The 19,436-nt window shown below is 66.9% G+C and carries 20 protein-coding genes; 17 read left to right on the top strand and 3 right to left on the bottom strand.

Annotated features, from left to right (window positions below; all coding sequences use genetic code 11):
* Positions 1-75: 75 nt before the first annotated feature.
* The 3 genes from ACNI3R_RS03600 (at position 76) to ACNI3R_RS03590 (ending at position 2,304) form a co-directional block, all read left to right on the top strand.
* Positions 76-981, top strand: coding sequence for a LysR family transcriptional regulator (locus ACNI3R_RS03600; protein ID WP_426179957.1), 906 nt, complete (start codon positions 76-78; stop codon positions 979-981).
* A 93-nt stretch (positions 982-1,074) separates the two neighbouring features.
* Complete coding sequence (locus ACNI3R_RS03595; RefSeq protein WP_426179955.1) at positions 1,075-1,428, top strand: DUF1428 domain-containing protein; 354 nt, start codon at positions 1,075-1,077, stop codon at positions 1,426-1,428.
* A 78-nt stretch (positions 1,429-1,506) separates the two neighbouring features.
* Positions 1,507-2,304, top strand: coding sequence for a DUF72 domain-containing protein (locus tag ACNI3R_RS03590; RefSeq protein WP_426179954.1), 798 nt, complete (start codon positions 1,507-1,509; stop codon positions 2,302-2,304).
* Positions 2,305-2,314: 10 nt separating this feature from the next.
* Here the strand turns inward: ACNI3R_RS03590 and ACNI3R_RS03585 are convergent, their stop codons facing one another.
* From ACNI3R_RS03585 to ACNI3R_RS03575, 3 genes are all read right to left on the bottom strand, one after another.
* Entirely contained in the window at positions 2,315-3,349 is a 1,035-nt protein-coding gene (locus tag ACNI3R_RS03585; RefSeq protein ID WP_426179953.1) for an LLM class flavin-dependent oxidoreductase, read from the bottom strand.
* Positions 3,350-3,401: 52 nt separating this feature from the next.
* Positions 3,402-3,965 (bottom strand): peroxiredoxin, encoded by a 564-nt coding sequence (locus tag ACNI3R_RS03580; RefSeq protein ID WP_426179952.1) that lies wholly within the window; start codon positions 3,963-3,965, stop codon positions 3,402-3,404.
* A gap of 116 nt (positions 3,966-4,081) precedes the next feature.
* On the bottom strand, positions 4,082-4,927 hold the full coding sequence (locus tag ACNI3R_RS03575) for an aspartyl protease family protein (RefSeq protein ID WP_426179951.1): 846 nt from the start codon (positions 4,925-4,927) through the stop codon (positions 4,082-4,084).
* Positions 4,928-5,176: 249 nt separating this feature from the next.
* Between ACNI3R_RS03575 and ACNI3R_RS03570 the strand changes: the two genes are divergently transcribed.
* The 14 genes from ACNI3R_RS03570 (at position 5,177) to ACNI3R_RS03505 (ending at position 19,429) form a co-directional block, all read left to right on the top strand.
* Positions 5,177-5,518, top strand: coding sequence for a hypothetical protein (locus ACNI3R_RS03570; RefSeq protein ID WP_426179949.1), 342 nt, complete (start codon positions 5,177-5,179; stop codon positions 5,516-5,518).
* 20 nt (positions 5,519-5,538) lie between these two features.
* A complete protein-coding gene (locus ACNI3R_RS03565) occupies positions 5,539-6,384 on the top strand; it encodes an OmpA family protein (RefSeq protein WP_426179947.1) in 846 nt (281 codons plus the stop codon).
* A 294-nt stretch (positions 6,385-6,678) separates the two neighbouring features.
* A complete protein-coding gene (locus tag ACNI3R_RS03560) occupies positions 6,679-8,190 on the top strand; it encodes an efflux transporter outer membrane subunit (RefSeq protein WP_426179945.1) in 1,512 nt (503 codons plus the stop codon).
* On the top strand, positions 8,187-9,560 hold the full coding sequence (locus ACNI3R_RS03555; protein ID WP_426179944.1) for an efflux RND transporter periplasmic adaptor subunit: 1,374 nt from the start codon (positions 8,187-8,189) through the stop codon (positions 9,558-9,560). Before ACNI3R_RS03560 ends, ACNI3R_RS03555 begins: the two co-directional genes overlap by 4 nt.
* The gene (locus ACNI3R_RS03550) at positions 9,560-10,276 is read left to right on the top strand and encodes an ABC transporter ATP-binding protein (RefSeq protein WP_426179942.1); all 717 of its coding nucleotides are present in this window, start codon (positions 9,560-9,562) and stop codon (positions 10,274-10,276) included. The genes ACNI3R_RS03555 and ACNI3R_RS03550 overlap by 1 nt, the downstream gene beginning before the upstream one ends.
* 34 nt (positions 10,277-10,310) lie before the next feature.
* Complete coding sequence (locus ACNI3R_RS03545) at positions 10,311-11,519, top strand: ABC transporter permease (RefSeq protein WP_426179940.1); 1,209 nt, start codon at positions 10,311-10,313, stop codon at positions 11,517-11,519.
* Entirely contained in the window at positions 11,516-12,232 is a 717-nt protein-coding gene (locus tag ACNI3R_RS03540) for an EF-hand domain-containing protein (RefSeq protein WP_426179938.1), read from the top strand. The genes ACNI3R_RS03545 and ACNI3R_RS03540 overlap by 4 nt, the downstream gene beginning before the upstream one ends.
* Entirely contained in the window at positions 12,229-12,933 is a 705-nt protein-coding gene (locus ACNI3R_RS03535) for a response regulator (RefSeq protein WP_426179936.1), read from the top strand. The genes ACNI3R_RS03540 and ACNI3R_RS03535 overlap by 4 nt, the downstream gene beginning before the upstream one ends.
* On the top strand, positions 12,930-14,360 hold the full coding sequence (locus ACNI3R_RS03530) for an ATP-binding protein (protein ID WP_426179934.1): 1,431 nt from the start codon (positions 12,930-12,932) through the stop codon (positions 14,358-14,360). The genes ACNI3R_RS03535 and ACNI3R_RS03530 overlap by 4 nt, the downstream gene beginning before the upstream one ends.
* 151 nt (positions 14,361-14,511) lie before the next feature.
* On the top strand, positions 14,512-15,771 hold the full coding sequence (locus ACNI3R_RS03525) for a 3-methyl-2-oxobutanoate dehydrogenase (2-methylpropanoyl-transferring) subunit alpha (protein WP_426179932.1): 1,260 nt from the start codon (positions 14,512-14,514) through the stop codon (positions 15,769-15,771).
* A 32-nt stretch (positions 15,772-15,803) separates the two neighbouring features.
* Positions 15,804-16,808, top strand: coding sequence for an alpha-ketoacid dehydrogenase subunit beta (locus ACNI3R_RS03520; RefSeq protein WP_426180259.1), 1,005 nt, complete (start codon positions 15,804-15,806; stop codon positions 16,806-16,808).
* A gap of 6 nt (positions 16,809-16,814) precedes the next feature.
* On the top strand, positions 16,815-18,080 hold the full coding sequence (locus ACNI3R_RS03515) for a dihydrolipoamide acetyltransferase family protein (protein ID WP_426179930.1): 1,266 nt from the start codon (positions 16,815-16,817) through the stop codon (positions 18,078-18,080).
* Between the two features lie 102 nt (positions 18,081-18,182).
* Positions 18,183-18,926, top strand: a complete 744-nt coding sequence (locus ACNI3R_RS03510) for a YebC/PmpR family DNA-binding transcriptional regulator (protein WP_426179928.1) — start codon at positions 18,183-18,185, stop codon at positions 18,924-18,926.
* A gap of 143 nt (positions 18,927-19,069) precedes the next feature.
* On the top strand, positions 19,070-19,429 hold the full coding sequence (locus tag ACNI3R_RS03505; protein ID WP_426179927.1) for an endonuclease domain-containing protein: 360 nt from the start codon (positions 19,070-19,072) through the stop codon (positions 19,427-19,429).
* Positions 19,430-19,436 lie beyond the last annotated feature (7 nt).

The raw sequence follows: 19,436 nt of genomic DNA, 5'->3' as shown, positions 1-19,436 counted from the left end.
ATGTCGTAGCTTTGTAAATCAGCCTGCATCATTAGAAAAATTGAAATATCGCGGGGAACAGCATAGACCGTGTCTATGATTGATCGCTACCTCCTGCGCTATTTCCTGGCGGTTATCGACCAGGGCAATTTCTCCAAGGCGGCGGCGTCATGCAACGTCTCGCAGCCTACGCTGTCCGCCGGGATCGCCAAGCTCGAAACGCTGCTCGGCCGCCCCCTGTTCATCCGCAGCAACCGGCGCGTCGAACTGACGCCGGCTGCGGTCCATCTGGCCGGCCATGCGCGGCGGATCGAGGCCGAGTTCAGCGCCGCCGAGCGCGCGGTGCAGGAGGAGACCGCGCCCGCAACGCTCCGGCTCGGCGTTCTCGCTTCGATACCGGGTGCCTGGATCGAGGATTATGCGGCCGGGCTGCGCGAGGCTGGCGGCGGCGAACGCGTCGAGTTCATCGAGGGGCGCGAGCGCGAACTGACCGAACGTCTCGCACGCGGCAGTCTCGACCTGGCGCTCACCATCATCCGCGACGATGCCCGCTTTCCGGCGGAGCGGCTGCTGCGCGAGGGCTATTCGCTCGCCATGTCGGTCAGCCACCGCTTCGCCGACCGCGACCTGATCGACGGCGCCGAACTGGCGGGTGAGCCTATGATTGTGCGGCGGCATTGCGAATTGCTGCCCGACACCAGCCGCCACTTCACCGCGCGCGGCGTGCGCCCCTTCTTCCCCGCGCGCGTCACCAGCGACGACCGGGCCCTGCGGCTGGTCCGCGCCGGCCTCGGCGTGACGGTGATGCCCGACAGTTTCCGGGCGCCCGGCGTCGTTCGCCCGCGTCTCGCCGATTTCCCCTATGTCCGCGACCTCGGTCTGCTGTTCGGCGGCCATGTCGATGCGGCGATGCGCGACCGGCCTTCGGTCCGCCTGCTCGCCACACAGGTCGAAAGCCGGTCGGAGGAGCCTTTTCTGCGGCGACCGGTCCAGCAACCGTAGCGGAAGCTTCGTCTTGTCCCCGGAAGCTGCGATGCTGCCACCGCGCTACTCGCGGGACCCATGCACGGCCGCAGCGCGAAGAGGAGAGACAGGATGACCTATGTCGACGGTTTCGTGCTGGCGGTGCCGAACGAACATATCGATGCGTACAAGGCGATGGCTGAGCGTGCGCGTGACATCTGGATAGAGCATGGCGCGCTGTCCTATGTCGAAGCGCTGGGCGACGACACGCCGGTCGGCGAGCTGACCAGCTTCCCCCGCGCGGTGCAGCTGAAGGAAAATGAGACGGTCGTATTTTCCTGGATTACCTATGCTTCGCGCGAGGACCGCGACGCCATCATGAAGAAGGTGATGGAGGACCCGCGCCTCAAGCAGGATATGGAGACGATGCCGTTCGACGGAAAGCGCATGATCTACGGCGGCTTCCGGACGATCGTCAGCAGCTGAAGGGAAGATATCGATGAGCTATCAGGGCAGTTGCCATTGCGGCAAGGTCGCCTTTACGGTCGACGGAGCCAGCTTCTGATGGCCGGTGCGATTCATGTCGGGGTCGGCGGCTGGACCTATGAGCCCTGGCGCGCCAATTTCTATCCCAAGGGCCTGACCCAGTCGCGCGAGCTCGACTATGCCAGCCGCCAGCTGACGGCGATCGAGATCAACGGTACCTATTACGGAACGCAGAAGCGCGAGAGCTGGCGCAAATGGGCGGCGGCCGTGCCCGATGGCTTCCGCTTCACGGCGAAGGCCTCGCGCTATTGCACCAATCGCCGCGTGCTTGCCGAAGCGGGGGAGTCGATCGCGAAATTCCTGGGGCAGGGCCTGGCCGAACTCGGACCCAAGCTGGGGCCGATCCTGTGGCAGTTTGCGCCGACCAAGGCGTTCGACGCCGAGGACTTCGCGCGCTTCCTCGACCTTCTGCCGCCGGTGCAGGAGGATGTGCCGATACGCCACGCGCTGGAGGTTCGCCATCCGAGCTTCGCCTGCCCGGCCTTTGTGGACCTGGCGCGCGAGCGGGGTTGCGCGATCATATTCGCGGATCATCCGGACTATCCGGAGATCGCCGACCTGACCGCGCCCTTCGTCTATGCGCGACTGCAGAAGACCGTGGCGGAGGAGCCGGCCGGCTATTCGGCTGATCGCCTCGATCATTGGGCCTCGGTTGCGCGGGGCTGGGCCGGCGGATCAGCGCCCGAGGGGCTGCCCTATGCCGGCACGCCTTCTGCGGGCACGGGCGGGCCGCGCGATGTCTATCTGTTCGTGATCTCGGGGGCTAAGGAGCGCAACCCTGCCGCAGCGATGGCGCTGATCGAACGCCTGCGCTGAGCCCGGACGGTCAGGCCGGCTCGACCTCGCATATCATGTCGAAGGCCTCCGCCACCAGGCGATAGGAGCGCAGGCGCTTCGCATGGTCGGACATGATGTTGACGAGCATCATCTCCTGCGCTCCATATAGTTCGGCCACCTCCTCGACCGCCGCCCGGACGCCGGGGCCGTCGCCGAGCAGCATCCGCCGATCGCGGCGCGAGACGCCCGGATTGTCCGCCGCCCAGGCGCGCGCCGTCTCGACCGAGGGAACGCGGATCGTCTGGCCGCGCATGAGGTGCGCGAACATCATGCCGAAGGGGAGCGCCAGATCCTCCGCCTCCGCGCGATTCTCGGCGGCGATCGCCCAGCTGGCGACCATCACATAGGGCTCGGCGGCCCAGCGCGAGGGGCGGAACGCCTTGCGGTAGAGATCGGCGAGCGGAACCGCGTGCGGGTTGATGAAATCCGCGATGCAATAGGGGAGGCCGAGTTCGCCGGCCCATTGCGCGCTGTCGGGCGAGGAGCCGAGCAGCCACGGATCGGGCGACCCGCCGGTGCCGTCGGGCAGCGATCCGGCGAGCGGCGCAAAGGGGTGATCGTCGGGCAGGCTGTCGGACAGATAGGCGAGCAGTTCGGCGACGCTCTGCGGGAAGTCGTCCGACGGAATCCGGCGCGAGCGGTCGCGCTGGAGCGCGTAGGCGGTACGTTGGTCGGATCCCGGCGCGCGGCCGAGCCCGAGGTCGATCCGCCCCGGCGCGATGGCACCCAGCAGGCGGAAGGTCTCGGCCACTTTGAAGGGGGAGAAATGGGGCAGCATGATTCCGCCCGAGCCGACCCTGATCCGTTCGGTCGCCAGCGCCACCGGGCCGATCAGCACCTCCGGCGCGACGCCGACGATGCTGAGCGAGGCATGATGCTCGGCGAGCCAGTAGCGGTCATAGCCGAGGGCGTCGCACGTCCGGGCGAGGTCGACCGTGTCGCGGACGGTCTGCGCGGCGTCGCTGCCCTCGGGCACCGGGGACTGGTCGAGGACCGAGAGGCGGAAGGGGGCGGGGCTGGCCATCGACCGGAGATAGGGTGCCGGGCGGTCGCTTCCAACCGCCCGGTCTTCGATCTCAGTGCTTGGCTTTCCAGGCTTTGACCGCTGCCATCGTGCCACTGACATGACCCGCTACGCCCATCGCCGAATGGGTGAAGATCACCTTGCCGTTCGGCGCGATGACGTAGGAAGTCCGGTTGGTGCGGCCGGTGATGTTGGGCAGCAGGCCGGATTCGAGCGCGACGTCATAGCCCTTGATCATCGGCTTGGTGGCCACGCCCACGGCAAACTTGTTGCGGCACTCCTCGACCGAGAATTTGTTGAGCTTCTCGATCGGATCGGCGGCCATGCCGATCACGGTCGCGCCCATCTTGGCGAAGTCGTCGGTTGCCTCGGCGAACTCATGCGCTTCGACCGTGCAGCCCGAGGTGAAGGCGGCGGGGAAGAAATAGAGGACAACCGGGCCTTTCTTGAGCGCCTGCGCAAGGGTGAAGTCGAAATCCTTGCCGCCGAGCGAGGCGCGGGTGTCGAACATCGGCGCCTGCGCGCCGACCTTGAGCGCGGCGGTCGCAGGTGTGGCGACGGCGACGGTCAGGGCGAGGCCGACCAGCCCGGTCAGCGATTTGAACAGAGCACGCATCGATATCTCCTCGGAAAGACCACAGACTAGCCGCTTGCCGGTCGGCGTCCAGTATGTTCGTTCGGACAGGCGTGCCAGTGCCGCCCTGCCGGCTCTGCTCTGTCAGCCCTGTCCTATCAGCCCTGACCCGGCAGCAGTGCGGCGAGGCGCGGCGCGGGGGTGAAGAAGGCGTCGCCCGGCATCACGAAGCGCACGCTGCGGTTGGGGAAGTCGATCGACACCCGGTCGAACAGCTTGAGCGCATCCATGCCCAGCAGCAGTGAGGGCCGCTTGTCGAGGCTGAGCCGGTGGAAGATGCGTGCGTCGGCAAAGGCGATCGGCATGTTGTTGAGCGTCACCCCGCCCAGCCGGATGGTCCGGATCGAGCCATAGTCCGCCGGCGTCTGCGCGCCCGTCACGCTGGTGATGCTGATCGGCACCAGAGGCATCAGCCTGCCCCGCCGCGCGAGCCGCGCGCGGAGGGCGGGATTGCCGATCGACACCGCCGTTCCCGTGTCGATGATGACGTTGACCTTCTGCCCATCGATTTCGGAATCGACCAATATCAGCTGTCCGAGGCGGCGGCGCGCCGTGACGACGATCTCGTCGCTGTCCGCCTGGGGACGGCGCGGAGCGTCCGCGATCGTCATCCGCATCGCGCGGAAATCGAGAGTGACCTTCTTCGTCTGGAGGCTGTCGATGCCGAGCATGCCGACGGCGCCCAGATGCTGCTGCGACAGCAGCGGTGCATCGAAGCGGCCCATGCGGATGCGGGCCGAGACAAGGCTGAGTCCCGGCACCACCGCCGTGTCCACATGATCCTCGCCGGCGATGCTCAGCAGGGTGACGCTGGCGGACGGCGCGAGCGTCAGCCGGTCGGCCAGTTCGCGCGACAGGACGGTGCGCTCGGCTCCCGTGTCGACGACGAAGGCATAGGGGCCGGATCCGCCGATCGTCACCGGGACGGTAAGGCGCTGGCTCAAATCTTTTCCGCCCTGGATATGTTCGACCGGCATGGTCTCCGCCGATCGGGCGACCGTTGCGGCAGCCACGGAGCAAACGATTGTAACGGCTAGGAATCCTTTGCGGGCAAGCGATCGCATAGCGTGGCCCCTCTCCTGTTATGCGCCGCAGAATAGGCCTTTCCGGTCCCTTCCACAATCGCGGCGGGCGGAACCGGGGCCCTCGTTCGCGGGTTGTGGGTTCCAGTTGTTACAGTGGAGTAGCGAAGCATGAAGAAGCTGATCCTGACTGCCGTCGCCGCCGCAGCGATGACGGCAACATTTACCCCGACCGCGGCTTTTGCCGGCGACGAGGATGATGCGCGCGTGGCTATCGCCGCCGCACGGGCCAAGCTGGATGCCGCCGACAAGGCGGGCGTCGGGGGCAATGCCGCTGACGTGCTCAGCCGCAGCCGGGCGACGCTCGACGAAGCCAATGTCCAGTTCAAGAAGGACGAGGATCGTGCGGCGCGCGCCCTGGCCAACGAGGCCGAGGCGCTGGCCGATCTCGCGGCCGCGACCGCCGAGATGCGCCAGCTCGAGACCGAGCGCGCGAAGCTCGCCGCCAACTAAACCCGCTTTCAGGGAGATATATGATGAACAAGTTCATGCTGACGCTGGCCGGCGCCACTGCGCTGGCTGGTCTCGCCGCCCCGGCCCTGGCCGACAAGACCGACAAGCTCGTCACCGACCAGTATCGCGAGAAGATCGCCGTGGCCCGTGCCGAGCCGGGCGTTGCCGAGTTTGGCGGCGCCTATCTCGATCGCGCGACCGACCGGATCGCCAAGCTCGACAAGAAGCTCGACAATGACAAGGCCGGACAGGCCAAGGCGGTCGCGGGTGAGATCGACGCGCTGATCGAGACTGCGCGCACTCGCGCGAAGATCGCGATGATGAAGAAGGACCTGGAGGTCGCCAAGGCTGACTCGGCCGCCCGCACGACCTCCGAGGTCGCGGCGGCTCAGGCGGCCGCTGCCACCGCGCAGGCCGACGCGGCCGCTGCCCAGGCCGAGGCTGCACGCCTGCGTGGTCAGATGAAGGAGTATCAGCTCCGCCAGACCCAGCTCGGTGCAACGCTGGTTCTGCAGGATGTTGTGTTCGAGACCGGCAAGGCCGACCTGAAGCCGGGAGCGGCCCAGCGCCTGCAGCCGCTCGCGCAATATCTGCAGGCCAATCCCGATGTGAAGGTCCGCATCGACGGTCACACCGACTCGCAGGGCAGCGATGCCTATAATCAGCAGCTGTCCGAGGCGCGGGCCCAGTCGGTGCGTACCGCGCTGGCATCGATGGGCATCGCCGGCGATCGCATCACCGCGATCGGCCATGGCGAGAGCGAACCGGTGGCCGACAACAAGGACGTCGCCGGGCGCCAGCAGAATCGTCGCGTCGAAGTGACGCTGGTGGGTCAGCAGGCCGCATCTTTCGCGGCCCTTCGCTGACCTTCGGGGTCGGGCGACCGGCCCCCTGTAGCGGTCCCGGCCCGCGAGGGCGGGAATCCGGTTCGGGTGCAAAAGGGCTCAAGCCCGGCACCGGACGAGGATTCCCGCTTTCGCGGGTTTCGCTTTTTGGGCAAGGCTTAGGCGTGACCTTCCTGTCCCCAGTTCGTTCCTTAAGCGGAACCATCGCGGCCACCGCTTGTTTCCGATCGCACGAGAACAGGCTTTATGTGCGAAACGACATCCGCATTTCAGCGATGAAATCCCCCGTCAAAAATGCCCGGTAGAAGCACCCGCATGATCAACCGCGCCCGTCCCCTGTCGTCGCTGCGCCTGCCCCTGCTGATCGGGCCGGTGCTGCTGTCGGCGTGCAGCGTCGGACCCGATTATCGTCCGCCCGCCGTTTCCGCGCTCAAGATCCCGGATCAGTTCGGCTCGTCCGGTGCGATCGCGGCCGACCAGGACATGGTCGATCTGGCGCGCTGGTGGGACAGTTTCGAGGATCCGGTCCTCTCGCAGCTGGTCAATCGGGCCTTCACGGCCAATCTCGACATCGGCGTTGCAGCCGCCCGCCTGCGTCAGGCGCGGGCGACACTGCGCGGCACGCAGGGGCAGGCACTTCCCACAGCAGGTGTCAGCGGTTCTGTCACGCGCAGTGTCGGCGCCGACAGCCGCTCGATCATCGATCCGACGACCGGCCAGACCCTGACCAGTGGTGGCGACACCACCATCTATCGCGGCGGCTTCGACGTGGCGTGGGAGGCCGACATCTTCGGCGGCATCCGTCGATCGATCGAAGCGGCGCGGGCCTCGGCGGAATCGAGCGAGGCCAATCTGCGCTTCACCCAGGCGAGCGTCGCCTCGGAAGTCGCCCTCAACTATGTCCAGGCGCGCCTTGCCCAGATCCGGCTCCGGATCGCGCGCGAAAATCTCTCGGCGCAGGACGAAACGCTCGAACTGGTCGGCTGGCGGCGGCAGGCCGGGCTGGTGTCGAGCCTCGATTACGAGCAGGCCCGCCAGTTGCGCGCGCAGACGGCGGCATCGATCCCGACCATCGAGAATGACTACAACACCGCCGTCAACCGGATCGCAGTCTTGCTGGGAGAGGCGCCCGGCAGCATCACCCCGCTGATCGATCCACCCTCTTCCATACCGCTGGCCCCCGGCGTCGATGCCCCCATTCCCGCACAGGTCGTCGAGCGTCGCCCCGACGTCGCCGTTGCCGAGCGGACGCTGGCGGCGGAAGTCGCGCGGATCGGCGTGCAGAAGGCGCAGCTCTATCCGGCGCTGCGGCTCTCCGGGTCCTTCTCGGGATCGGCGACGTCGATCGGCAATGTGATCAGCGATGGCCTTGGCAGTCTGGTCGCGGGCATCACGGCGCCGATCTTCCAGGGCGGACAGATTCGTGCCGCCATCCTCGGCCAGCGCGCCTCGGCCGATGCTGCCTTCGACAGCTATCGCCAGACGGTGCTGACCGCGCTGGAGGAAGTCGAGAATGCGCTGAAGGGCCGCGAGGTCGCCGAACGGCGCGAGGCCGATCTTTCGGTCAGTTACGAAGCCGCCAATAGCGCTGCTTCGCTCGCGCGGCTGCAATATCGCTCGGGCCTGATCGACTTTCAGTCGCTGCTCGACGCTCAGCGCACGCTGCTGTCCAGCCAGGACGCCTCGGCCACCGCCCGCGCGACCCGCGCCACCGCGACGATCCAGCTCTACAAGGCGCTGGGTGGCGGCTGGCAGAACGCCGCCATTCCCGGTCCCGGTCCCTATGAGGCCGGCCACATTGCCTCCAGTGGAACCGCACACCGATGAGCGACTCGGACAAGAAGACCGATCACGACCTCGACGACTTCCTCGGCGTCGAGCCGAGCTCGCCGCGGGCGACCCTGTTCCGGCGGATCGGCATCGGCCTCGCCGTTCTCGTCGTCGTCATCATCCTGTGGCGGCTGTTCGTCGGCGGTGACGACAAGGTCGCCTATGCGACGCGGCCGGTCGAGCGTGGCGACCTGACGGTGGTCGTGTCGGCAACGGGAAATCTCGCACCGACCAACCAGGTCGAGGTCGGATCCGAACAGTCCGGCACGGTCATGGACGTCTATGTCGACAATAACGACGTCGTGAAGAACGGGCAGTTGCTGGCGAAGATCGATCCGCAGCGGCTGGAGGACGCGGTCGTGCAGGCGCGCGCGGCGCTCGCCTCCGCCCAGGCGAGCGTCCAGCAGGCCGAGGCGACCGAGCAGCAGTCGCGTGCGACGCTGCGACGGCAGGAGCAGGTCTGGAAATTGTCGGGCGGCAAGGTGCCCTCGGCGACCGAACTCGACGTGGCGCGCGCCGATCTGGCCCGCGCCACGGCTGGTATCGCGACCGCGCGTGCATCGGTCGAGCAGGCTCGCGCCAGCCTGTCTTCGGCCGAGGTCGCTCTGTCGCGCGCCTATATCCGCTCGCCGGTCAATGGTCAGGTGCTGTCGCGCTCGATCGAGCCCGGTCAGACGGTCGCCGCGTCGTTCAATGCCCCGGTTCTGTTCACCATTGCCCAGGATCTCCGCCAGATGCGGCTGGAGGTGAAGGTGGACGAGGCCGATGTCGGCCAGGTGAAGAAGGGTCAGAAGGCGAGCTTCACCGTCGATGCCTTCCCCGGGCGGACTTTCCCCGCCACCATCGAGCGCGTCGATGTCGGCGCCAATGCGACCAGTAGCGGGTCCAGCTCGTCCTCGACCACCACGACCACGGCCACGACCAGCGGCGTGGTGTCCTACACCGCGCGTCTGACGGTCGATAATGCCAACGGCCTGTTGCGGCCGGGCATGACCGCGACCGCCGACATCGTCACCAGCGAGAAGAAGGGCGCCCTGCTGATCCCGGTCGCCGCGCTGCGATTCACGCCCGACGCCAAGGCGGGCGCATCGAGCGGCGGCGGGCTGACGAGCGTGCTCGCCCCCCGCCCGATGCGGCGCGGCGGCGGTGGCTCTCGTGAAGCCACCATCGGCCGTGGTAGCAAGCAGACCGTCTATGTCGTGTCCGGAAGCGGCGACGCGCCGAAGCCCGTCGAGGTGGTGATCGGGGAGAGCAACGGCTCGCAGGCCGAAGTGATCGGCGGCGACCTGAAGCCCGGCATGCAGGTCGTGATCGGCCGGTTTGCCGGCGGCGCGGGCCGTCCGGCCTCGGGCGGGTCGCGCAACTGATGCCCGGAGGCGTCGCGTCGGGCGAGACGCTGATCTCGCTGCGCGGAGTGCGCAAGATCTTCGGCGAGGGCCCGACCGCCTTCGCCGCGCTCAAGGGTGTCGACATCGACATCGCCAAGGGCGATTTTGTCGCGGTCATGGGGCCATCTGGGTCGGGCAAGTCGACTACGATGAACATCCTCGGCTGCCTCGATGTGCCCACCGAGGGCGAGTATCTGTTTCGCGGCCATCATGTCGAACGGCTCGACCGCGACCAGCGCGCCTTGCTCCGTCGTCGCTATCTCGGCTTCGTCTTCCAGGGGTTCAACCTGCTGGCGCGCACCTCCGCGCTCGAAAATGTCGAGCTTCCGCTGGTCTATCGCGGCGAGGAAAAAGCGGCCCGTCGTGAAGCCGCGATGGCCGCGCTCGACAAGGTGGGCCTCGCCGACTGGTGGGATCACACCCCGTCCGAACTGTCGGGCGGACAGCAGCAGCGTGTCGCGATCGCCCGTGCGATCGTGACCCATCCCGACGTGCTTCTGGCTGACGAGCCGACCGGCAATCTCGACACCGAGCGGTCGATCGAAATCATGGAATTGCTGACCGACCTCAACCGCAACAGCGACATCACCGTGCTGATGGTCACCCACGAGTCCGACATGGCGGCCTATGCGCGGACGATCATCCATTTCCGTGACGGCCTTGTCGAGCGGATCGACGCGGGAGAGAAGGCGTGATGCTGGTCCAGCTTCCGTCGGGAGTGCGCTGCTGATGTGGGCGACGACCTTCCTGCTCGCGGTCCGCGAGATCCGGCGCCATCTGCTGCGCTCCTTCCTGACGATCCTCGGCATCGTGATCGGCGTCTGGGCGGTGGTGACGATGGTCACGCTCGGCAATGGCGCCACGGCGGCGGTCAAGGAGCAGATTTCGAGCCTGGGCGCCAATGTGCTGCAGGTCCGGCCCGGCCAGGGCTTCGGGCGGGGCGGCGGCGGCCCGCAGCCGCCCGATTTCAAGATCGAGGACATCGACGCAATCCGGACCCAGATCGTCGGGGTGACGGCGGTCGCCCCGCTGGTTCAGTCGAGCGGCACCGCCGTCTACAATGCCGCCAACTGGTCGACGACGATCAACGGTACCAACCGCGAATATTTCGTGGCGCAGCCCTGGACCTTCACCGGCGGGCGCATCTTCAGCGAGGCGGAGGAGCAGGCGGGCAAGGCCGTCTGCATCATCGGCAATACGGTGCGCACCCGGCTGTTCCGCGAGGAGGATCCGGTCGGCAAGCGCTTCCGGATCAAGAACATCTCCTGCGAGATCATCGGCACGCTTGCCTCCAAGGGGCAGGGCGGCTTCGGCAACGACCAGGACGACATCGTGCTGATGCCCTACAAGGCGGTGCAGCGGCGGATGACCGGCAATCGCGACGTGCGGACGATCATGGTGTCGGTCGACGCCAATTATGACAGCCAGGCGATCCAGTCGTCGCTGCGCGACCTGCTGCGCCAGCGCCGCCATCTGAACGCTACCGCCGAAGACGACTTCAACATCTTCGACACGCGCCAGATTTCCGAGACATTGCAGGGGACGACCCAGATCCTGACCTCCCTGCTCGGCGCGGTCGCGGCGGTCAGCCTGCTCGTCGGCGGGATCGGCATCATGAACATCATGCTCGTGTCGGTGACGGAGCGGACCCGCGAGATCGGTATCCGGCTCGCGATCGGAGCGGTCGCGCGAGAGGTGCTGCTGCAATTCCTTGTCGAGGCGGTGACGCTTGCCTGCCTCGGCGGCCTGCTCGGGCTGTTGCTCGCGCTCGCTTCGACGCTGGCGCTTGCCCCGGTGCTGAAGGTGCCCTTCATCTTCGATGCGCAGATCAACCTGATCGCCTTCGTCTTCTCGGCGTTGATCGGCGTGGTGTTCGGCTATTTCCCGGCGCGGCGGGCCGCCTCGCTGAACCCCATTGAGGCGCTGCGGCACGAATGAGACGCGTCCTCGCCCTGTTGCTGCTCGTCGGCCTTTCCGGCACGGCGTCCGCGCGCAAGGAGGTGCCGGCCACGCCCTGCTCGGAGCCGTTCCGCCAGCCGCTGTTCATCTCCCCGATCGGCGAGCCGTTCCGGACGAAGGACGATGCGGATCAGCCCATGCGCCGCTGGTTCGATCAGGCCGATCGCGATCATGACGGGCGGTTGACGATGGCGGAGATGCTGCTCGACGCCGATCGCTTCTTCGCGGCGCTCGACAAGGACGGCAGTGGCGAGATCCTGCCCGACGAACTCACGGCCTATGAACTGAACGTCGCCCCCGAAATCCGGCTCTACCAGTTTCGCGGCGAGCCGCGCGGCACCGGTGCCGGCGCAGCAACGGGCGATGCTCCGCCCTCGCCGCCACCGGGCGGTATGCCCCCGAAGACCGGCGGTAAGCGACCGACACCGCCAGATTTCGGCGGTGCCGCAGGTGCCGGGCGCTATTCCTTTGTCAATGTTCCGAACCCGGTTGCCTCGTCCGACCGGGATTTCGACCGTGCCATTTCGCTGCGCGAGTATCGCGCCGCTGCAGCCGAGCGCTTCCGCGATGTCGACAAGGAAGGGCGCGGCTATCTGGCGCTTGCCGACCTGCCCCGAACCCCGGCCCAGATCGTCGCCAACGCCCAGTGCGTCGAGCGGGTCAAGGATAGAGCGAGAGAAAGACGCAAATGAGTGCCGGCGATCCCCTGATCCTGGTCGTCGACGACGATGCCGACCTGCGCTCGCTGATGACCGATTTCCTGCGCGGCAACGGCCTGCGCGTCGAAAGCGCCGCCGACGGGGTGGAAATGGATGCGCTGATCTCGGCCGAGCGCCCCGATCTGATCGTTCTCGACCTCATGATGCCGGGAGAAGATGGCTTGTCGATCCTTCGTCGCCTGCGCAAGCCGGGAAGCCCCGGCATCATCATGCTGTCCGCCATGGGCGAAGACACCGACCGCATCATCGGCCTTGAGGTCGGCGCCGACGATTATCTGGCCAAGCCCTGCAACCCGCGCGAGCTGCTGGCCCGCATCCGCGCGGTGCTGCGCCGCAAGAGCGAGGAGGCAGCCGCCGCCACCCAGGGCGCTGTGCGCCGCTTCGGCGCGTGGACGCTCGACATCGTCCAGCGCGAGGTGCGCCGCATCGGCGCGGCGCCGGCGCCGCTCACCGACGCCGAATTCCGGGTGCTTGCCGCCTTTCTCGACCGCCCGCAGCGTGTGCTGAGCCGCGACAAGCTCATCGAAGCCGGCAAGGGCCTCGACAGCGACGTGTTCGACCGCGCGATCGACGTCACGATCAGCCGGTTGCGCAAGAAACTCGGCCCCGACGATCCGATCCGCACGATCCGTAACGAAGGCTATATGTTTACCCTCAAGGTCGAGGGCGAATGACGGCGCGGCTGCGCCCTGGACTGTCGATCTTCTGGCAGACGCTGCTGCTGTTGCTCGCCAGCGTTGCGGCGGTCTTCGTCGTCACCATCGTCCTGTTCAGCGTGGCGCCACCGCCCCGGCCTGATTTCAATTCATTGTCCGACATCGCAGAGGCGCTGGCCGGACGACGGCTGCCGCGCGAGCGAATATGGCAGGCGGTCGACCTGCCCGATGCGCGGCATGAAGCCCCGGCGCCCCCCGACCGGCGCCAACAGTCGCCGCTCGACGACCTGCCGCGCGACCGGTTGCTGGCGACGCGCGAGCAGTCGGCAGAGCCGCGCCCCGATCCCGAGATGATCGAATCGCGCCGCTTCTCGCGCCGGCTGGCGGATCGGCTGGGCGTTTCGCCCGATCGGGTGCGACTTTATTTCGGCCCGGACCAGCGCGTCGGCATGCCCTTTCGGTCGGGGAGGGAACGGCGCGTGATCGTGCGGCGCGGCGAACCGCTCTTCTTCGACACCGTGCTCGCCGGCTATCGGACCGACGCGGGTAGCTGGCGTGTCGTCCGAACGCCACCCCGACCCTTCTTCCCGGCCTGGCAGCAGCGCATCCTGCTGCTGTTCGGGTTGAGCCTGCTCGCGGTCATCCCCTTCGCCTGGCTGTTCGCCCGTGCGCTGGCCAAGCCGATCCGGCGGATCGCCGATGCCGCCGATCGCATGGGCGCCAATCCCCAGGCACCGCTGATCGTCGAGGAAGGCCCGGCCGAATTGCGCGTCACCGCCCATGCGCTCAACCGGATGCAGGAGCGGCTGTCCGCCTATCTGACCGAGCGGACCAATATGATCGGCGCGATCGCGCATGACCTGCGCACCCCGCTGGCGCGCATCGCCTTCCGGATCGAAGCGGCCCCGGACGAGATGCGCCAGAAGGTCCAGGGCGACATCGAACAGATGCGCGCGATGATCGCCGCGACGATCTCCTTCGTGCGGGATACGGGCGGGATCGCCGAGATGCACAGCCTCTCGCTCGACCGGCTGGTACGCGAACTGGTGGAAGCGGAACGCGAAATCGGTCGCGCCGTCAGCCTGTCGCAGGTCGATCCCATCACCCTGCTTGGCGATCCCATGGCGTTGCGACGACTCGTCCAGAACCTCGTCGACAATGCGATCGTCTATGGCGGCAGCGCCGAACTGTCGGTCCGGCGCGATGGCGATGTCGCCGAGATTCGCGTGGCCGATCGGGGGCCGGGCCTCCCTCCCGCTGCGCTCGAATCGATGTTCCGGCCATTCGAGCGCGGCGAGCCCTCGCGCAACCGAACGACCGGCGGAATCGGCCTCGGCCTCAGCATTTCCCGCGCCATAGCGCAGGAGCATGGCGGCACTCTCGTCCTCGCCAATCGCGAGGGCGGCGGGCTCGAAGCCCTCTTCCGGATGCCCGTTCGGGACTGACCTTCGCCCGAACGACAGGCTGTCCGGCGCTTTGACATGTTGTAGGATGTTCGCCGAAGCGTTCGACAGGGCTTGTAATTTTATTCCATAATCATATTAGATGATTTCAGTCAGTATTGCTGACAGAAATGGATGAGAGGATGGTTAGCGCATGACCGGCCGCAATCTGCCGCCTTTGTCGCTGCACGTTCCGGAGCCGTCGTTCCGACCTGGGGACGAGGCCGATTACAGCAGCTTTCCGATGCCCGTCGCGGGCGCCGTCCGTCGCCCCGAGGTCGGCACCGCACCCGCCGACATGCGTGACCTGTCCTATGACATGGTCCGCGTCCTCGACGAGGATGGAGCCGCGCAGGGGCCATGGGACCCGCGCCTGTCGCCCGAGACTCTGCTAAAGATGCTGCGCAACATGGCGCTGACCCGCGCCTTCGACGAGCGGCTCTACCGTGCGCAGCGGCAGGGCAAGACCAGCTTCTATATGAAGTGCACCGGGGAGGAGGCGACCTCGATAGCGGCGGCCCATGCGCTCGACTATGACGATATGTGCTTTCCGAGCTATCGCCAGCAGGGCCTGCTGATCGCGCGGGACTGGCCGATCGTCGACATGATCAACCAGATCTACTCGAACCGTGCCGATCGACTGAAGGGCCGGCAGATGCCGATCATGTATTCGGTGCGCGACGCCAATTTCTTCTCGATCTCCGGCAATCTGACGACGCAATATCCGCAGGCGGTCGGCTGGGCGATGGCGAGCGCCGCGCGCGGCGACACGCGCATCGCGGCGGCCTGGTGCGGCGAGGGATCGACTGCCGAGGGCGACTTCCATTCGGCGATGACCTTCGCCGCGGTGTACCGCGCGCCGGTCATCCTCAACGTCATCAACAACCAATGGGCGATCTCGTCCTTCTCGGGCTTCGCTGGGGCCGAGGCGACGACCTTTGCGGCGCGGGCGATCGGCTATGGCATCGCCGGCCTGCGGGTCGACGGCAATGACGCGCTGGCGGTCTATGCGGCGACGCAATGGGCGGCGGACCGCGCGCGCAGCAACCATGGGCCGACCCTGATCGAGCATTTCACCTATCGCGCCGAGGGGCATTCGACCTCGGACGACCCGACCAAATATCGCTCGGCCGACGAGGGCACCAAATGGCCGCTCGGCGATCCGATCGCGCGGCTGAAGAAGCATGTCATCGGCCTCGGCATCTGGAACGAAGAGCGCCACGCAGCGATGGACCGCGAGGTCGCCGAACAGGTGAAGGCGGCGCAGCGCGAGGCCGAGAAGAACGGCGTCCTCCACGACGGGCTCAAGCAGTCCTTCGATCCGATGTTCGAGGACGTGTTCGAGACGATGCCCTGGCATCTGGAGGAGCAGCGCGAGCAGATGCTCGAAGAGCGCAAGGCGGCCGGCATATGAGCGCGGAGCAGGCGGCGGGCGGCACCCGCACCATGAACATGATCCAGGCGATCAACTCGGCGCTCGACGTGTCGATGGAGCGCGACGAGGGCATCGTCGTGCTCGGCGAAGATGTCGGCTTCTTCGGCGGCGTCTTCAAGGCGACCGAGGGGCTGCAGAAGCGCTACGGCAAGACTCGCGTGTTCGATACGCCGATCAGCGAGTGCGGCATCATCGGCGTGGCGGTCGGCATGGCGACCTATGGCCTGCGCCCGGTGCCCGAGATCCAGTTCGCCGACTATATCTATCCCGCGCTCGACCAGCTGGTGTCGGAAGCGGCGCGGCTGCGCTATCGCTCGGCGGGCGAGTATACCGCGCCGATCACGGTGCGGACGCCCTTCGGTGGCGGCATTTTCGGTGGGCAGACGCACAGCCAGAGCCCCGAGGGCATCTTCACCCATGTTGCAGGGCTCAAGACGGTGATCCCGTCCAACCCTTATGATGCCAAGGGCCTGCTGATCGCCGCGATCGAGGACAATGACCCGGTCATCTTCTTCGAGCCCAAGCGCATCTACAATGGCCCGTTCGACGGCCATTATGACCGCCCGGTGGCGCCATGGAGCCGCTTTCCCGAAAGCGAGGTGCCGACGGGCCATTACCGGATCGAACTGGGCAAGGCGAAGGTCGTGCGCGAGGGCGGCGACGTCACCATCCTCTGCTACGGCACCATGGTCCATGTAGCGAAGGGCGTGGTCGAGGAGAGCGGCGTCGACGCCGAGATCATCGACCTGCGCACCCTGGTCCCGCTCGACATCGAGGCGGTCGCAGCCTCGGTGAAGAAGACCGGCCGCTGCGTCGTGGTGCACGAGGCGACGAAGACCGCCGGCTATGGCGCCGAGCTTTCGGCGCTCATCCAGGAACATTGCTTCCACTGGCTCGAGGCCCCCGTGCAGCGCGTGACCGGCTGGGACACGCCTTATCCGCACAGCCTCGAATGGGCCTATTTCCCCGGCCCCGTCCGTCTCACCCAGGCGCTCAAGCGCGTGATGCAGGATTGATCCGACATGGCGACCTATGAATTCAAGCTTCCCGACATCGGCGAGGGCATAGCCGAGGCGGAGATCGTCGCCTGGCATGTGGCGGTGGGCGATATGGTCGAGGAGGACGCGCCGCTGGCCGACCTGATGACCGACAAGGCGACGGTCGAGATGACCGCGCCGGTGGCGGGCCGGGTGGTGCGGCTGACCGGGGAGGTCGGCGAGCAGGTGGCGATCGGTTCGATCCTGGCAGTGTTCGAGGTCGAGCGCGATGCGGCGGTCGAAGAGGCGCCGGCGCCGGTCGTCGAGGTTGCCCCGGTCGAGGTCGCACAGGTGGTCAAGCCCGATCCCATGCCGACACCGGTCGAGGCGAAGCCCGAGGCTGCGCCCGTCGTCGCTGCGGCTCAGGAGCCCGAACCGGCACCAACCGAGCGGCACCGCGTGCTCGCGTCCCCGGCGGTGCGCCAGCGGGCGAAGGATCTGGGCATCGATCTGGCGCAGGTGAAGGCGGCGGCGGACGGGCGCGTGCGCCATGCCGATCTGGACGCCTTCCTGACCTACAATGCCGGCGGCGGCTACCGCGCGCCCGGTGCCGCGCGCGGCGACGAGCAGGTCAAGGTGATCGGCCTGCGCCGCCGGATCGCGGAGAATATGGCGGCGGCCAAGCGCGCCATCCCCCACTTCACCTATGTCGAGGAGATCGATGTCACCAAGCTGGAGGCGCTGCGCACCGACCTCAATGCGACGCGCGGGGCCAAGCCGAAGCTGACGATGCTGCCGTTGCTGATCACGGCGATCTGCAGGACGCTGCCCGACTTCCCGATGATCAACGCGCGCTACGACGACGAGGCGGGGGTCGTGACCCGCTCGGGCGCGGTGCATCTGGGCATGGCGACGCAGACCGATGCCGGGTTGATGGTCCCGGTGATCCGCAACGCCGAGGCGCGCAATGTCTGGCAGCTGGCGTCGGAGATCGTGCGGCTGGCCGAAGCGGCGCGCAGCGGCAAGGCGAAGTCGGACGAACTGTCGGGCTCGACCCTGACGATTACCTCGCTCGGCCCGCTGGGCGGCATCGCGACGACGCCGGTGATCAACCGGCCCGAGGTGGCGATCATCGGGCCGAACAAGGTGGTCGAGCGGCCGGTGTTCCGCGACGGGCAGGTGGTGGCTGCCAAGCTGATGAACCTGTCGATCTCGTGCGATCACCGTGTCGTCGATGGCTGGGACGCCGCCAGTTTCGTGCAGGCGCTCAAGCGTCTTCTGGAGACGCCGGCGCTGCTGTTCGTGGACTGAGCGCACCCAGGGCGGGGCGGCGAGTCCGGACTCGGCTTGCCACCCGCCTGCTCGCAAGGCTAGAGAGCCGGCCATCCAGGGACAGCGCAGGACGGGACGGCAATGGCCGGTCATAGCAAATTCAAGAACATCATGCACCGCAAGGGTGCGCAGGATAAGAAGCGCTCGGCGCTCTTTTCCAAGCTTAGCCGCGAAATCACGGTGGCGGCCCGCATGGGTCTGCCCGACCCGGCGATGAACGCACGCCTGCGCCAGGCGGTGATCACCGCGCGCAAGGAAGGCCTGCCGAAGGACAATATCGAGCGGTCGATCAACAAGGCGGCCGGCGGCGACGACACCAATTACGAAGAGATCCGCTATGAGGGCTTCGGCCCGGGCGGCGTCGCGCTGATCATCGAGGCACTGACCGACAACCGAAACCGCACGGCGACCAACGTCCGCACGGCGGTGTCGAAAAATGGCGGCAATCTGGGAGCGGGCGGCTCGGTCAGCCATGGCTTCGACCGGCTCGGCCTGATCAATTACCCGGCCTCGGCCGGCGATCCGGACAAGGTGTTCGAGGCCGCGCTCGAAGCGGGCGCCGAGGACGTGACCTCGTCCGAGGAGGGCCATGAGATCTGGACCGCGATCGACTCGCTCCATGAAGTCGCCAAGGCGCTCGAAACCGTGCTGGGCGAGGCCGACGGAGCGAAGCTCGCCTGGCGCCCGCAGACCCAGGTCAGCGTCGGCGAGGAGGACGCCGCCAAGCTCCTGAAGCTGATCGACGCGCTCGACGATGATGACGACGTCCAGACCGTCTGGGGCAATTACGACGTCCCCGAAGAGGTCATGGCGAAGCTGGGGTAAACGCAGAATACTTAGGTAAGCCAAGATATAAGCCCCTCCCCTTCAGGAGCAGGGCGGCCGCCCTCTCCCCCGGAGAGGGCAAAGAGCCGCCATGCTGGGAAGGGGTGGGGCAGATCGAGAGCCTAGGCGACCGAGCGCGCTTGATGCGCAACAACCCGACCGAGCCCGAAAAGCGGCTCTGGCGGAGCCTGTCCAACTCTCAGATCGGTTACAAGATACGGCGGCAATCGGTGATCGATGGGTTCATCGTCGACTTTCTCTGCCCCGCCAAAGCGCTGGTTATCGAGATCGACGGCGATACCCACGACGTTGAGGCGGATAAGCTGCGGGATGCTCATCTCGAAAAGCTAGGCTATCGGACAATCCGATTCACTAACGAAGATGTTATGACCAACATCAGTGGGGTGCTGGAGCTCATCGCAAGAACTTTGGCGGCACTCCCGGATCGGTGGCCCCACCCCAACCCCTCCCCTAAAGGAGAGGGGCTGTTCGAGCCGGAATAGGAAATCC

Source organism: Rhizorhabdus antheiae, from assembly GCF_049889055.1.
GTDB lineage: Bacteria > Pseudomonadota > Alphaproteobacteria > Sphingomonadales > Sphingomonadaceae > Rhizorhabdus.
This window is presented reverse-complemented; position numbering and strand designations above follow the sequence as displayed.